This window comes from Thiosulfatihalobacter marinus, assembly GCF_016019955.1.
Lineage (GTDB): Bacteria > Pseudomonadota > Alphaproteobacteria > Rhodobacterales > Rhodobacteraceae > Shimia > Shimia marinus_A.
In genome coordinates this window covers 60,429-73,784 of record NZ_JAECRZ010000002.1, presented here as the reverse complement: position 1 = coordinate 73,784, position 13,356 = coordinate 60,429, and the positions used below count along the sequence as shown (strand labels likewise).

The 13,356-nt window shown below is 63.8% G+C and carries 10 protein-coding genes; 4 read left to right on the top strand and 6 right to left on the bottom strand.

Features of this window, described 5'->3' with window-relative positions; all coding sequences use genetic code 11:
- Positions 1 to 213: 213 nt before the first annotated feature.
- Positions 214 to 1,221 (top strand): hypothetical protein, encoded by a 1,008-nt coding sequence (locus I3253_RS03360; protein ID WP_197916232.1) that lies wholly within the window; start codon positions 214 to 216, stop codon positions 1,219 to 1,221.
- A 9-nt stretch (positions 1,222 to 1,230) separates the two neighbouring features.
- On the opposite strand, the gene I3253_RS20685 is transcribed toward I3253_RS03360, so the two are convergent.
- The 6 genes from I3253_RS20685 to I3253_RS03330 form a co-directional block, all read right to left on the bottom strand.
- Positions 1,231 to 2,631, bottom strand: a complete 1,401-nt coding sequence (locus I3253_RS20685) for an SPOR domain-containing protein (protein ID WP_197922524.1) — start codon at positions 2,629 to 2,631, stop codon at positions 1,231 to 1,233.
- Between the two features lie 77 nt (positions 2,632 to 2,708).
- A complete protein-coding gene (upp, locus tag I3253_RS03350; protein WP_197916582.1) occupies positions 2,709 to 3,341 on the bottom strand; it encodes a uracil phosphoribosyltransferase in 633 nt (210 codons plus the stop codon).
- The gene (locus I3253_RS03345) at positions 3,338 to 4,324 is read right to left on the bottom strand and encodes an adenosine deaminase (RefSeq protein WP_197916230.1); all 987 of its coding nucleotides are present in this window, start codon (positions 4,322 to 4,324) and stop codon (positions 3,338 to 3,340) included. The genes upp and I3253_RS03345 overlap by 4 nt, the downstream gene beginning before the upstream one ends.
- Positions 4,321 to 5,529, bottom strand: a complete 1,209-nt coding sequence (locus I3253_RS03340; protein ID WP_197916229.1) for a phosphopentomutase — start codon at positions 5,527 to 5,529, stop codon at positions 4,321 to 4,323. The genes I3253_RS03345 and I3253_RS03340 overlap by 4 nt, the downstream gene beginning before the upstream one ends.
- Complete coding sequence (locus tag I3253_RS03335) at positions 5,529 to 6,833, bottom strand: thymidine phosphorylase (RefSeq protein WP_197916228.1); 1,305 nt, start codon at positions 6,831 to 6,833, stop codon at positions 5,529 to 5,531. The genes I3253_RS03340 and I3253_RS03335 overlap by 1 nt, the downstream gene beginning before the upstream one ends.
- A gap of 1 nt (position 6,834) precedes the next feature.
- Positions 6,835 to 7,242 (bottom strand): cytidine deaminase, encoded by a 408-nt coding sequence (locus I3253_RS03330; protein ID WP_197916227.1) that lies wholly within the window; start codon positions 7,240 to 7,242, stop codon positions 6,835 to 6,837.
- Between the two features lie 382 nt (positions 7,243 to 7,624).
- Between I3253_RS03330 and I3253_RS03325 the strand changes: the two genes are divergently transcribed.
- From I3253_RS03325 to I3253_RS03315, 3 genes are all read left to right on the top strand, one after another.
- Positions 7,625 to 9,904: an NADP-dependent malic enzyme gene (locus I3253_RS03325; RefSeq protein ID WP_197916226.1), complete on the top strand. Its 2,280-nt coding sequence runs from the start codon at positions 7,625 to 7,627 to the stop codon at positions 9,902 to 9,904.
- 298 nt (positions 9,905 to 10,202) lie between these two features.
- Positions 10,203 to 12,095, top strand: coding sequence for a propionate-CoA ligase PrpE (prpE, locus tag I3253_RS03320; RefSeq protein WP_197916225.1), 1,893 nt, complete (start codon positions 10,203 to 10,205; stop codon positions 12,093 to 12,095).
- A gap of 24 nt (positions 12,096 to 12,119) precedes the next feature.
- The gene (locus I3253_RS03315; RefSeq protein ID WP_197916224.1) at positions 12,120 to 13,349 is read left to right on the top strand and encodes an adenylate/guanylate cyclase domain-containing protein; all 1,230 of its coding nucleotides are present in this window, start codon (positions 12,120 to 12,122) and stop codon (positions 13,347 to 13,349) included.
- Positions 13,350 to 13,356: the final 7 nt, after the last annotated feature.

Sequence of the window (13,356 nt, the reverse complement as noted above, 5' to 3'; positions counted from 1 at the left end):
GTACGTAGTCAGACAGCAAATCTGTTAAACCAGTGGCGCAGGATTAATGGGTCCTGACCCTAGGTCCGGCCCCCGCACTTCTTTTGGCCGGAAATATCCCGGGGGTGAACTGGCCCAAAGGGCCAGGAGGGGGCTGGCCCCCTTTCGCGGCGCGTTGCCCAACGCGCCGTCCCCGTGTACTCTGTGCCCAAATCAGAGGCAGAGCAGCCCCCAATGACCACGGCACTCCAGAAATACCAACGGCTCGAGGCAACCGCCCTCTGGCGGCCCGCACCGAACGAACAACGCCGCGACGTGATCGTGTCGATCGGCGATGCCACACTGGTCATCACCGACATGCAGGACCGGGCCTTGGCCCACTGGTCCCTGCCCGCCGTACGCCGGCAAAACCCCGGAACCCGCCCGGCCATCTATTTTCCAGATGGCGACCCCGGCGAAACGCTGGAGATCGGCGCAGACGAAGCCGACATGATCCAGGCAATCGAAAAACTCTGCGCCGCCGTGGCACGGAGCAAACCCAAACCCGGACGGTTGCGCTGGGCCATCGCCGGGGCGACAGCGCTGGCGATTGCCGCGCTGGCCCTGTTCTGGTTGCCCGGCGCGCTGCGAAACCACGCGCTCTCGGTGGTGCCCCAGGCCAAGCGCCAGGATATCGGCGATGCGTTGCTCGCCCAAAGTCTAAGGCTCACCGGAGCGCCATGCGACGGGTTTCTCGCCCGCCCGGCGCTGCGCAAGCTGGAACGGCGGCTGGGCGTACGCCGCCTCGTGGTTGTTCCCGGCGGTGTGCAGGGCGCGGCGGCCCTGCCCGGCGGGATCGTCCTGCTCAATCGCGCCACGATCGAAGACTTCGAAGAGCCGGACGTAACCGCCGGCTTTGTCGTTGCCGAGCGGTTGCGCGCAGGCGATGCCCTCGGCGAATTGCTCCAAGCGGCCGGAATTTCAGCCAGTTTTCGCCTGCTCACCACCGGCGACCTCAGCCAAGACATCCTGCGCGCCCATGCCGAAGACCTGATCCTGACCGACCGGCAGCGCCCGGATGACGAGGCGCTGATCCTTGCCTTCGAAACCGCCAAACTGCGCATCAGCCCTTATGCCTATGCGCTGGATGCCTCGGGCGAAACCACGCTCGCCCTGATCGAGGCCGATCCGTTCACGACCACCCCCAAACCGGTGCTCGGGGATGGCGACTGGGTTGCGCTTCAGGGGATTTGCGACAGCTGACCAACCCGGCTATCGCAGGAACGCTCCGGCAAATCCCGCGCCTTGCGCCTTGTCCAGCGCGGCCTCGGCGCTTGTCGTGCCGCTGAACGGCCCGGCCAGCACGATACGCCGCACGTCCTGACCTCGTTGATACTTGCCAATCCGCACCGGCAGGCCCAGCTCACGCACCTGCCTGGCCACCGCCTGCGCCGTGTCGCTGTCGGCATAAGTGCCGACCTGAACATATGGCGTGCCGCTCAACCGCAACGTTTTTTCGGCCGCACCCGATCGCGAGGACACAACTGGCGCGGGCTCGGGCTCGGGTTCGTACGGCGCCGCCCAGGATGACGATTTGGACGACACCACCACCGTATCACCCACTTTGCGCTGGATAAGCCGGCGCGGTGTCTTGCGGGTCCATATCTGGTCAGACTGGGCCTTTCCGGCAAAGGTCATCTCGGCGCGGCGCGGATTCAGACGGCCATCGTCAAAAACCCGGCGATACCCCTCGGGGACATCGGTCTTGACCAGGGTGGCAAGGTTCGTTTCATACACATGACGCGGCAAGACACGAGTGTCCGGGCTGACCTCGCCTTCACGCACGATCTGCCCCGGCGTTCCCCGCCGCAACGAGCTTTGCCGGTCAAACTGCATCTTTGGCGATGCGGCCGTCGGGTTGCCCGAACCGGGCGTAACCGGGCTTTCGCTTTGCGGACCACAGCGCACTTTCATCCCCTTATAGGTGCTGGCACCGCCCCGACAGGGCGACAGGCTTCCGGCGGCACGGGCCGGTTGCGTCGTCGTGCGGCGTGGCGCGGTCGTGGTTGTCGTCGCGGCTGGTTTCGGCGTCGTCGTGGCGGTCGGAGGCACGGCGACGGGCGTGGTATAGAGCGGCTGACCGCTGGATGTCGTCGTGCGCCCCGTTGCGGTCTTTGGCTTGGTCGCGACCACCGCCGTGGTGGTGGCTGTCGCTGTTTTCGGCTTGGGAGTGGTCTTTGCCACTGTCTTGGGGGCCGGTTGCGCCGCCTTCGGCTTGGCAGCCGTGGCCGTGGCGGCCGGCGCCGCGGTTTTCGGCTTGCTCGTGCCAAAGATCGCAGGCGACTCGGTCGGCGTGGCGGCCGGCGCGATCGTCACCACATTCCTGTCCAGCTTGGGAGGCTTGACCGTTCCCGCCACGGGCTCGTCAAAGGTCGGCTTGAACCCGCAGATCACCTTGCGGTCACGGGACACGCGCGGCACCCAGGTGGTGTTGCCATCGATTCCGGCGCGAATATACACACAGCCCCGGCTGTCGACATATTGCTTGCCCTTGTAATCCGACGGCGGGAATTCCGCCGGAGAATCCATTGCACTAAGGGACTGGGCGTGCACCACGCCCAACCCCAAAGACGCCGCGATCACACCGATCGCGATTACTCTGGTCACTCTCATTTTGCCCCCACAAGATGTAGGGGTAGTCTAGACGTACAAACCTATTTGAGTAAACCGCAGAGTTGCCACAAAATCGTCTATTTCGTCCCGAACATACGGTCGCCCGCATCGCCAAGCCCCGGCAGGATATAGCCTTTCTCGTTCAGGCGTTCATCCAGGGACGCGGTCACGATGGGAACGTCCGGGTGCGCCTCCTTCATGCGCGCCACACCTTCGGGCGCGGCCAGCAGGCACAGAAAGCGGATGTCGGTGGCGCCCTGCGCCTTCAAAAGATCGATGGCGGCCGCCGAAGAATTGCCCGTGGCCAGCATCGGGTCAACAGCGATCACCAGCCGTTCATTCAGCTCGGACGGCGCCTTGAAATAATACTGCACCGGCTTGAGTGTCTCCTCGTCGCGATACAGACCCACAAACCCCACGCGCGCCGAAGGCACCAGTTCCAGCATCCCGTCCAGCAACCCGTTCCCGGCGCGCAGGATCGACACCAGCGCCAGCTTGCGCCCGTCCAGCACGGGCGCGTCCATCTCCTGCATCGGCGTTTCGATCCGCCGCGTGGTCATGGGCAATTCGCGCGTCACCTCATAGGCCAGAAGCTGGCTGATCTCGCGCAGCAGCCGGCGAAACTCGCCCGTCGAGGTTTCCTTGCGCCGCATCAATGTCAGCTTGTGCTGTACCAGCGGGTGATCGACGACGGTCAGGTGATCCATCAGGTTTTCTCCAGTTTTGTCTTGACCCGCGCGCGGGTATCCTCGTCACAGAATGCCGCCGCCAGAGCCGTCTGGTTCAGCGCCAGAAAATCATCCTCTTCCCAGCCGAACGCCGCGGCCAGCATGTCATACTCACGCCGCATCGTGGTGTGGAAAAACGGTGGATCGTCGGTGGACACCGTGACCGGCACACCGGCATCGCGCAGCCGGGCGATCGGATGGCTGGGCATATCCGGGTACAGGCCCAGCACCACATTTGATCCGGGGCACACCTCCAGCGTGATCTTGCGCGCCGCCAGCTCCTCGACCAGCGCCGGATCTTCGATGGCGCGCACACCATGGCCGATCCGTTCAACGCGCAGATCGCGGATCGCGTCGCGCACGCTGTCGGGCCCGCCAAACTCGCCCGCATGGGTCGTCAGGCGCAGCCCCGCCTCGCGCGCCATGTCAAACGCATAGGCAAAATCGCCCTGTTTGCCCTTGCCCTCATCACCGCCCATGCCAAGGCCCACGATCCAGTCGCCCGCCGTTTCCGCCGCACACAGCGCCGTGCGCCGGGCCTGTTGCGGGCCGAAATGGCGCACCGGCGTGACGATGCCGCGCATGACGATCCCCAGATCCGCCTCGGCCCGGTCGGCGGTTTCGCGGATGGCGTGCAGGTATTCGCGCCACGCCGCCACTTCGCCGCCACCACAGAAATCAGGGCTCAGAAAGGTTTCGGTATAAACCACGCCATTCGTCGCACTTTCCTCCAGCACCGCGCGGGTCAGGCGCGCGAAATCCTCGGGCGTCTGCAACACGCTGGTCGCGGCCTCGTAGACTTGCAGGAAATGCACGAAGTTTTCGAACGCATAGCTGCCGTCAGGCGCGAAAATCCGGCTCAGATCAATCTTTTTCTCAAACGCCAGTTGGCGAATGAATTCAGGGGGGGCGGCGCCCTCGAAATGCAGGTGCAATTCGACCTTGGGCAGGTCCGAAACGCTCACAGAAAGCTCCTTCCGCGCGGCGGGGTCAGCCCAAGATGGGTGGCCACGCTGGCCGCGACATCGACAAAATCGACAATCCCCGCCTGCCCCGTTCCAACTCCGGCACACAGAACAGGCACCCGTTCGCGCGTATGATCGGTGCCGCTCCAGGTCGGGTCATTGCCATGATCCGCCGTCAGGATCAACAGATCATCGGCGCGCATTTCGCCCATGAACCTGCCGATTTCCGTATCGAACCACTCCAGCGCGCGCGCATAGCCCGACACGTCGCGGCGGTGGCCATAGACGCTGTCGAACTCGACGAAATTGGCGAAGGTCAGGCTGCCATCTCCTGCTGTTTTCCCCAAACCGTGCAGATGCGCCATCAGGTCGGCATCGCTGCCCTTGACGCAGTCGTCAATGCCCGACATCGAGAAGATATCGCCGATCTTTCCCACGCCATGCACCGCGCCACCACCCGCCTGCACCCAGTTGGTCAGCACCTTTTCAGGCGGCGCAATGGCAAAATCCTTGCGGTTGGGAGTGCGCAGATACCCGGTTTCGCCGTCACCCACAAACGGGCGCGCGATCACCCGGCCAATACGCATTTCGTGCAGTACCGGCGCCAGTTCGCGACACAAATGCAAAAGCCGCTCCAGCCCGAAATGGTCTTCATGCGCGGCGATCTGGAACACGCTGTCAACCGAGGTGTAACAGATTGGCCGCCCGGTGCGGATATGCGCCTCGGCCAGTTCCTCGATGATCAGCGTTCCCGACGCATGACAATTTCCCAGAATACCGTCGGTTCCGGCAATCGCGCACACCCGGTCCACAAGATCGGGCGGGAAACACGGCTCGGCCTTGGGAAAATAGGTCCAGTCCCACGGCACCGGCACCCCCGCCAGCTCCCAATGACCGGACGGCGTGTCCTTGCCGTTGGACTGCTCGGTCGCCGCGCCCCACAGCCCGGTCGCCTTCGCCTCCAGCCCCGGCGTGTCATCGCCCGAGGACAGCCGGATCGCCGCGCCCAGCCCCAACGCGTCCATATGCGGCAGGCGCAACGCGCCGCTGCGGCCCTCTTCGGCCTGCCCCGCGGCGCAGGCCTGCGCGATGTGGCCCAGCGTATTGGCTCCGGTATCGGGCAGGTCGCCGTTGAAAAACCGATCGGCATCCGGCGCACCGCCACATCCCGCCGAATCCATCACAACCAAAAAGGCGCGCGCCATCAGCGTATCCTCTCGTGAATGAGCGGCGGCAATGCAGGCGCCGTGCCGCCAATCGTGATCGCCGCCTGCGCCGCTCTGGCCGCAGCCTGGGCGCTGTCCTCGCGCGCCGCATGAAGGCGCAGCAATGGCTGCCCCTTTTCGACATGCTGTCCCAGCCGCACCACTTCGGAAAAGCCCACCGCCGGATCCACCACGTCGCTTTCCACCTGCCGCCCGCCGCCCAGCGCCACCACGGCCAGGCCCAGCGCCTCGCCATCGATTGCCGTCACAAAGCCCGACCGGGGCGCAGGCACCTCACGGATCACAATCGCCTCGGGCAGGAACCGCTGCCAGTTTTCAGTGAATTGCACTGGTCCGCCCATGGCCGCCACCATCTGGCCAAACCGCTCTGCCGCGTGCCCGTCCGTCAGGGCGGCCAGCATCCGCGCGATACCGTCATCCAGATCATCCGCCAGCCCTGCATCGGCCAGCAGAACACCCCCCAACGACACCGACAATTCCGCCAGCGGCCCGCCAGCCCCGTTGCACAGCACGTCCATCACCTCGGCCACTTCCAGCGCATTGCCCAGCGACGCCGCCAAAGGCTGGTTCATGTCCGAAATCACCGCGCTGGTCCGGCACCCGGCCAGGTTTGCGGTCTCCACCAGCGCCCCCGCCAGCCCGCGTGCGTCGTCCACCGATTTCATGAACGCGCCCGAGCCGCATTTCACATCCAGCACCAGACCTTCCAGACCAGCCGCCAGTTTCTTGGACAGGATCGAGGCGGTGATCAGATCCAGGCTTTCCACCGTCCCCGTCACGTCGCGCACCGCGTAAAGCCGCTTGTCCGCCGGCGCGATTTCCGCCGTTGCGCTGACAATCGCGCACCCGGTTTCCCGCACAACCCCGGCAAACCGGTCTTCGCTCAGCCCGGTCGACAGCCCGGGGATTGCCTCCATCTTGTCCAGCGTGCCCCCGGTATGGCCCAACCCGCGCCCCGAGATCATCGGCACATATGCCCCACAGGCCGCCAGCGCGGGCGCAAGCACCAGCGACACGCAATCGCCCACGCCGCCGGTGGAATGCTTGTCCAATACCGGTCCCGGCAAATCCCACGTCAGCGTATCGCCACTGTCGCGCATCGCCAGCGTCAGCGCCACACGCCCTTCGTCTCCCAGCCCGCGCAGGCACACGCCCATGGCAAAGGCCCCGGCCTGGGCATCGCTCACCACGCCATCGGCCAACCCCTGGGCAAACCACGTCAGTTCCTCGCGCCCGGGCGCATCGCCCCGGCGCAGCTTTGCTATGATCGCGCGCGCATCCATCTCAGTCGCGATCCCCGTGGCCCTCGGCCAGATGATCCTTGCCAAAGGCGCCCGGCAAAAGGTCGGCCAATGTCATTTCCTGCCGCACCCCGTCAAGATTGCACAGCGTCACCGGCACATCGCCCGCCCCGAACTCGGCCAGCTTCTGCCGGCACCCGCCGCATGGCGTCACGGGCACCGGGCTGTCGGCCACCACGAACACTTCGGTCAGGCGCGTCTCGCCCGCCGCGACCATGGCGGCAATCGCCCCGGCCTCGGCACAGGTGCCTTCGGGATAGGCGATATTCTCGACATTGCAGCCCGCGAATACGGTACCATTGGCCGCGCGGATCGCCGCGCCCACCTTGAATTGGGAATAGGGCGCATAAGCGTTTTCACGCACACCAAAGGCGGCTTTTTCCAGACTCATGTTTCCTCCACGGAAGGTTTGATTGCACCGGGCAAGCTGTCCACGGCCATTCGGGTTCGCCATAACGGGGCGCCATACCCCGCGCAACGCGGATCGCGCCGGTTGGACCAAACGCCACCATGATCAACGGGGCGCCAACCGGACATATCTTATCCATGCGCATTCCCGGCGTTTTGGTGTAGTACGGGACATCGATGCGCAATTCCCGTGTCGGCAGGCGTATCTCGGCCCGAGCTTCCGGCATATGTCTTCCCTCGCTATCGGGAAACTGTGGAGCGCCCATGGATGATTTGCAAGAGGATGCCGTTGCGTCAGGATTGCCCATTTTCCCGGCGCGAAAACTAGTTTAAGGCTAAACCAAATTTGGAAATCGAGTCCTGACATGTCCGACAACAGCAACGAAACCCTGCGCCAGGCGGCGCTTTTCTATCACGCCAATCCCAAACCGGGCAAGCTGGAGGTGCGCGCGACCAAGCCGCTGGCCAATGGCCGCGACCTGTCGCGCGCCTATTCGCCCGGCGTGGCCGAAGCCTGCCTAGAGATCAAGGACGACCCGGCCAATGCCGCGCTGTATACCGCGCGCCAGAACCTTGTCGCGGTGGTGTCCAACGGATCGGCGGTGCTGGGCCTTGGCAATATTGGTGCGCTGGCCTCCAAGCCGGTGATGGAAGGCAAGGCGGTTCTGTTCAAGAAATTCGCCAATATCGACTGTTTCGATATAGAACTGGACGAACCCGACCCCGAAAAGCTGGCCGATATCGTTTGCGCCATGGGGCCGACCTTTGGCGCGATCAACCTCGAAGACATCAAGGCGCCGGATTGCTTCATCGTGGAAAAACTGTGCCGCGAGCGCATGAGCATCCCCGTGTTCCACGACGATCAGCACGGCACCGCCATCGTGGTGGGCGCGGCGGCCACCAACGCGCTGCGCGTGGCCGGAAAATCCTTTGAAGACATCAAGATCGTGTCCACGGGGGGCGGTGCGGCGGGCATCGCTTGCCTCAACATGCTTCTGAAACTGGGCGTCCGGCGTGAAAACGTCTGGCTGTGCGACATTCACGGTCTGGTCTACAAGGGCCGTACCGAGGACATGAACCCGCAAAAGGCCGAATTCGCTCAGGATACCGGGCTACGCACGCTGGATGACGTGATCGGCGGCGCAGATATGTTCCTGGGCCTGTCCGGCCCCGGCGTGCTCAAGCCTGAAATGGCGGCCCGGATGAGCGACACCCCGATCATCTTTGCCCTGGCCAATCCCACGCCGGAAATCATGCCCGATGCGGTGCGCGCGGTAAAACCGGATGCGATCATGGCCACCGGGCGCAGCGACTTTCCCAACCAAGTCAACAATGTGCTGTGCTTTCCGTTCATCTTCCGGGGCGCGCTGGACGTGGGCGCGACCGAGATCAATGACGACATGGCCATCGCCTGTGTGTCCGGCATCGCGGAACTGGCGCGCGCCACCACATCGGCAGAGGCGGCGGCCGCCTACAAGGGCGAACAGCTGAATTTCGGGCGCGACTACCTGATCCCGAAACCGTTCGATCCGCGTCTTGTGGGTGTGGTGTCGGCCGCCGTGGCCCAGGCCGCGATGGACAGCGGCGTGGCCACGCGCCCCATCGACGATCTGACCGCCTACAAGCAGAAATTGAACCAGTCCGTATTCAAGTCGGCGCTGTTGATGCGCCCGCTGTTCGAAACCGCCCGCGCCTCGAGCCGCCGTGTCGTCTTTGCCGAGGGCGAAGATGAGCGCGTGCTGCGCGCCGCGCAGGCCGTGCTGGAAGAAACCACCGAGACCCCGATCCTGATCGGTCGCCCCGAGGTGATCGAGGTGCGCTGCGAGCGCCACGGATTGTCGGTCCGGCCCGGGCGGGATTTCGAGATCGTGAACCCGGAAAACGACCCGCGCTATCGCGACTACTGGACCACCTATCACGAGTTGATGGAGCGGGACGGCGTGACACCCGACATCGCGCGCGCCGTGATGCGCACCAACACCACCGCGATTGGCGCGGTGGCCGTGCAGCGCGGCGATGCCGACGCGCTGATCTGTGGCACATTTGGCGAATACCGCTGGCACCTGAATTATGTCACGCAGGTGCTGGGCCGCGACGGGCGCAGCCCGCATGGTGCCTTGTCGCTGATGATCCTGGAAGACGGGCCGCTGTTCGTTGCCGACACCCAGGTTCTGGAACTCCCGACCCCCGACCAGATCGCGCGGATCACCGAAGGCGCGGCGCGCCATATCCGGCGCTTCGGCCTGGAACCCAGGATCGCGCTGTGCTCGCAATCGCAATTCGGCAACCATCGTGAAGGCTCGGGCAAACGCCTGCGCGAGGCGATTGCCCTGCTCAACCAGAGGGGATGCGATTTCGTCTACGAGGGGGAGATGAATGTCGACACCGCGCTGGACCCGGATCTTTGCGCGCGCATCTTCCCGCGTTCGCGCCTCAAGGGCGAGGCCAACTGCCTGATCTTCGCCCATGCCGATGCGGCCTCGGGCGTGCGCAATATCCTCAAGATGCGCTCGGACGGGCTTGAGGTGGGACCGATCCTGATGGGGATGGGCAACAAGGCCCATATCGTCAGCCCGTCCATCACCGCACGCGGCTTGCTGAACGTGGCGGCAATCGCCGGAACGCCTGTGGCGCATTACGGCTAGGTCGCAGTGGGGGGCCAGCCCCCCACACCCCCCGGAGTATTTTCGGCAAAATGAAGGGGCGGCGAATCCCGCGGCCTCTGAGCTGCAAGTTTTGCACACGGAAAATTTGCAGTTTTGCAAAAACTCGCGTCACACCCAAGAAAATCGCGAATATCGCCATGTTTGCAAAAATTTGCAAGCTATTATCCGCTTTTCCTGCAAATATTTTGCGGTAATCTGACGCGGCGTCGCCAAAGTATCTTGCCGCAAAGCCGTTGGCTTGCGTAACACATTTGCAACGAGTTCGGAGGAGAATGCCATGGGCTATCAAGACGTTTACCAAAGCTGGAAGAACGACCCCGAAGGGTTCTGGATGCAGGCAGCGCAGGCGATCGACTGGGACAAGCCGCCCAGCAAGGCGCTGTTTGACAAGGGCGGCAACCTGTTTGAATGGTTTGCGGATGCCAGGGTCAACACCTGCTGGAACGCGGTGGATCGTCATGTCGAGGCCGGGCGCGGCGAACAGACCGCCATCATCTATGACTCGCCCATTACCCATACCAAGCGCGAAATCTCTTTTGTCGAACTGCGCAACCGTGTCGCCAACCTGGCCGGTGCGCTGCGCGCCAAGGGTGTGGAAAAGGGCGACCGCGTCATCATCTACATGCCGATGATCCCCGAGGCATTGGAAGCTATGCTGGCCTGTGCCCGTCTGGGCGCCATTCATTCGGTCGTGTTCGGGGGATTTGCCGCCAACGAGCTGGCCGTGCGTATCAATGATGCCAGGCCCAAGGCGATCATCGCCGCCTCCTGCGGATTGGAGCCGGGCCGCGTGGTGCATTACAAACCGCTGCTGGACGGGGCTATCGACCTGGCCGATCACAAGCCGGATTTCACCGTCATTTTCCAGCGCGAACAGGAAGTTGCCAAGCTGATCGAGGGGCGCGATTACAACTGGCATGGGTTCCAGTATGGTGTGGAGCCGGCCGAATGCGTACCGGTCGAGGGCAACCACCCGGCCTATATCCTTTATACGTCGGGCACCACGGGCCAGCCCAAGGGCGTGATCCGGCACACCGCCGGGCAGCTTGTGGCGCTGAACTGGACCATGAAGAATATCTACAATGTCGATCCGGGCGACGTGTTCTGGGCCGCGTCCGACGTGGGCTGGGTCGTGGGCCACTCCTATATCTGTTACGGTCCGCTGATCCATGGCAACACCACCATCGTGTTCGAGGGCAAACCTGTCGGCACGCCGGATGCGGGCACTTTCTGGCGGGTGATTTCCGAGCATAACGTCAAGTCGTTCTTTACCGCCCCGACCGCGTTCCGCGCGGTAAAGCGCGAGGATCCGACCGGTGAATATGTCGGAAAATATGATCTTTCCTGTCTCAAGCAGGTGTATCTTGCCGGGGAACGCGCGGACCCGGATACCATCGTCTGGGCGCAGGACCAGCTCAAGGTGCCGGTGGTTGATCACTGGTGGCAAACCGAAACCGGCTGGGCCATCGCCGCGAATCCGCTTGGGATCGAGGAACTGCCCACCAAGCTTGGGTCCCCGACGGTCCCGATGCCGGGGTATGAGGTGACCATTCTGGACGACGCCGGACACCCGGTTGAGCCCGGAACGCTGGGTGCCATTGCCGTGAAACTGCCGCTGCCGCCCGGCACGCTGCCCAACCTTTGGAACGCCGAAGAGCGATTCAAGAAATCCTACCTCAACACTTTTCCCGGCTATTACGAAACCGGCGACGCGGGCATGATGGACGAAGACGGCTATGTCTACATCATGGCGCGCACCGACGACGTGATCAATGTCGCCGGGCACCGCCTGTCGACCGGCGCGATGGAAGAGGTTCTCGCCAGCCATCCCGAGGTGGCGGAATGCGCCGTGATCGGCGTGACCGATCAGCTCAAAGGCCAGATGCCGTTGGGGTTCCTGTGCCTGAATGCCGGGGTCGATCGGGATCATGGCGACGTGGTGAAAGAGGTTGTCAAACTGGTGCGCGAAAAGATCGGCCCGGTGGCGGCGTTCAAGCTGGCCGTGGTGGTGGACCGCCTGCCCAAGACACGGTCGGGCAAGATCTTGCGCGGGACCATGGTGAATATCGCAGATTGCACGCCGTACAAGATGCCGGCCACAATCGACGATCCGGCAATCCTTGACGAAATCAAGGAAGCACTGCAAACAATTGGCTATGCCAGGGATTGACACAAACGCCTTGTACGGGGCGGCATGACACCGCCCCGTCGCAAGCATCAGATTCGCGAGATCTGCGAGTGGATCACCCACCACGGGGTGATCGGCACCACGTTTGATACGCTGACCGAAGACTTCTGCGAACGCCTGATTGCGGCGGGCCTTCCGATCCTGCGAGCCAACCTTTCGATGCGCGCCCAGCACCCAACGGTCGGCGGGGTCGCCTATCGCTGGAAGCGCAAGGGCGGTTTCCTGCACGAACAGTATGTCCGTGATCTCGATGTCACCACCGGCTGGGACGACAGCCCGCTCAAGGCTTTGGTCGAGGGCGACGCCGACGAACTGCGCCGCCCGATCTCGCCCGCATTGCGCCCCTTTGAATTCCCGATGTTCGAGGAAATGCTGGCGCAGGGGGCGACCGAGTATTTCGCCCAGCAGCTCAGCTTCACCGACCAGACGCGCAACCGCCCCGGCGACGTGACCGACCCGCTGGCCAGCGCGGTGGGGGTGCTGGCCTCATGGACAACGGATCACCCCGGCGGGTTTTCAGAAACCGATATCGACGACCTGCGCACCATCCTTCCCGTGCTTGGTCTGGCGCTGAAGTCCAACGCGAACTACCGCATGGCGCGCGACCTTCTGGGCGCCTATCTCGGCGACGATGCCAGCCGCCGCGTTTTGCGCGGCGAGATCCTGCGTGGCACCACCGAACGGATTGGCGCGGTGATCCTGATGTTCGACCTCGCGGGCTTTACCCGACTCTCGGAAACCCTGGAAAGCGATGCGCTGATCAATATGCTGAACGACTATTACGGCATGGTGGTAGAGCGGATCGAGGAACGCGGCGGCAACGTTCTGAAGTTCATCGGCGACGGACTGCTGGCAGTGTTCACCGACGATGACGAAGCCGAGGCCGGCAGCGCCGCGCTGGACACGGTCGAGGCCCTGCGTGCCGGTATGGCCGAAGTGAACGCCAGGCGCCTGTCCGAAAAGCTGCCGATCACAGATGCCACGATGGCGCTTCATGCAGGGGAAGTGGCCTATGGCAATATCGGCGGGCGCAACCGGCTTGATTTCACCGTGATCGGCCCCGCCGTGAACACGACCGCGCGCCTGTCGGGCATGTGCGCCCAGGTGGATCAGCCCGTGGTGATCTCCGCCCACGTCGCACGCCCGCATCTCGACAGGCGCCCTGCGCTGGTTTCGCTGGGCCAGTACCGGCTACGCGGGGTTGCCGAACGCGTCGAACTGTTCACGCTCGACTGACGGCGGG

Bases quoted from the DNA above. Each gene is read 5' to 3' on its own strand.
- prpE (WP_197916225.1), top strand. From the start codon at position 10,203: ATGGGCTATCAAGACGTTTACCAAAGCTGGAAGAACGACCCCGAAGGG.
- I3253_RS03335 (WP_197916228.1), bottom strand. From the start codon at position 6,833: ATGGATGCGCGCGCGATCATAGCAAAGCTGCGCCGGGGCGATGCGCCC.
- I3253_RS03315 (WP_197916224.1), top strand. From the start codon at position 12,120: ATGACACCGCCCCGTCGCAAGCATCAGATTCGCGAGATCTGCGAGTGG.
- I3253_RS03340 (WP_197916229.1), bottom strand. From the start codon at position 5,529: ATGGCGCGCGCCTTTTTGGTTGTGATGGATTCGGCGGGATGTGGCGGT.
- I3253_RS20685 (WP_197922524.1), bottom strand. From the start codon at position 2,631: ATGAGAGTGACCAGAGTAATCGCGATCGGTGTGATCGCGGCGTCTTTG.
- I3253_RS03360 (WP_197916232.1), top strand. From the start codon at position 214: ATGACCACGGCACTCCAGAAATACCAACGGCTCGAGGCAACCGCCCTC.
- I3253_RS03330 (WP_197916227.1), bottom strand. From the start codon at position 7,242: ATGAGTCTGGAAAAAGCCGCCTTTGGTGTGCGTGAAAACGCTTATGCG.
- I3253_RS03325 (WP_197916226.1), top strand. From the start codon at position 7,625: ATGTCCGACAACAGCAACGAAACCCTGCGCCAGGCGGCGCTTTTCTAT.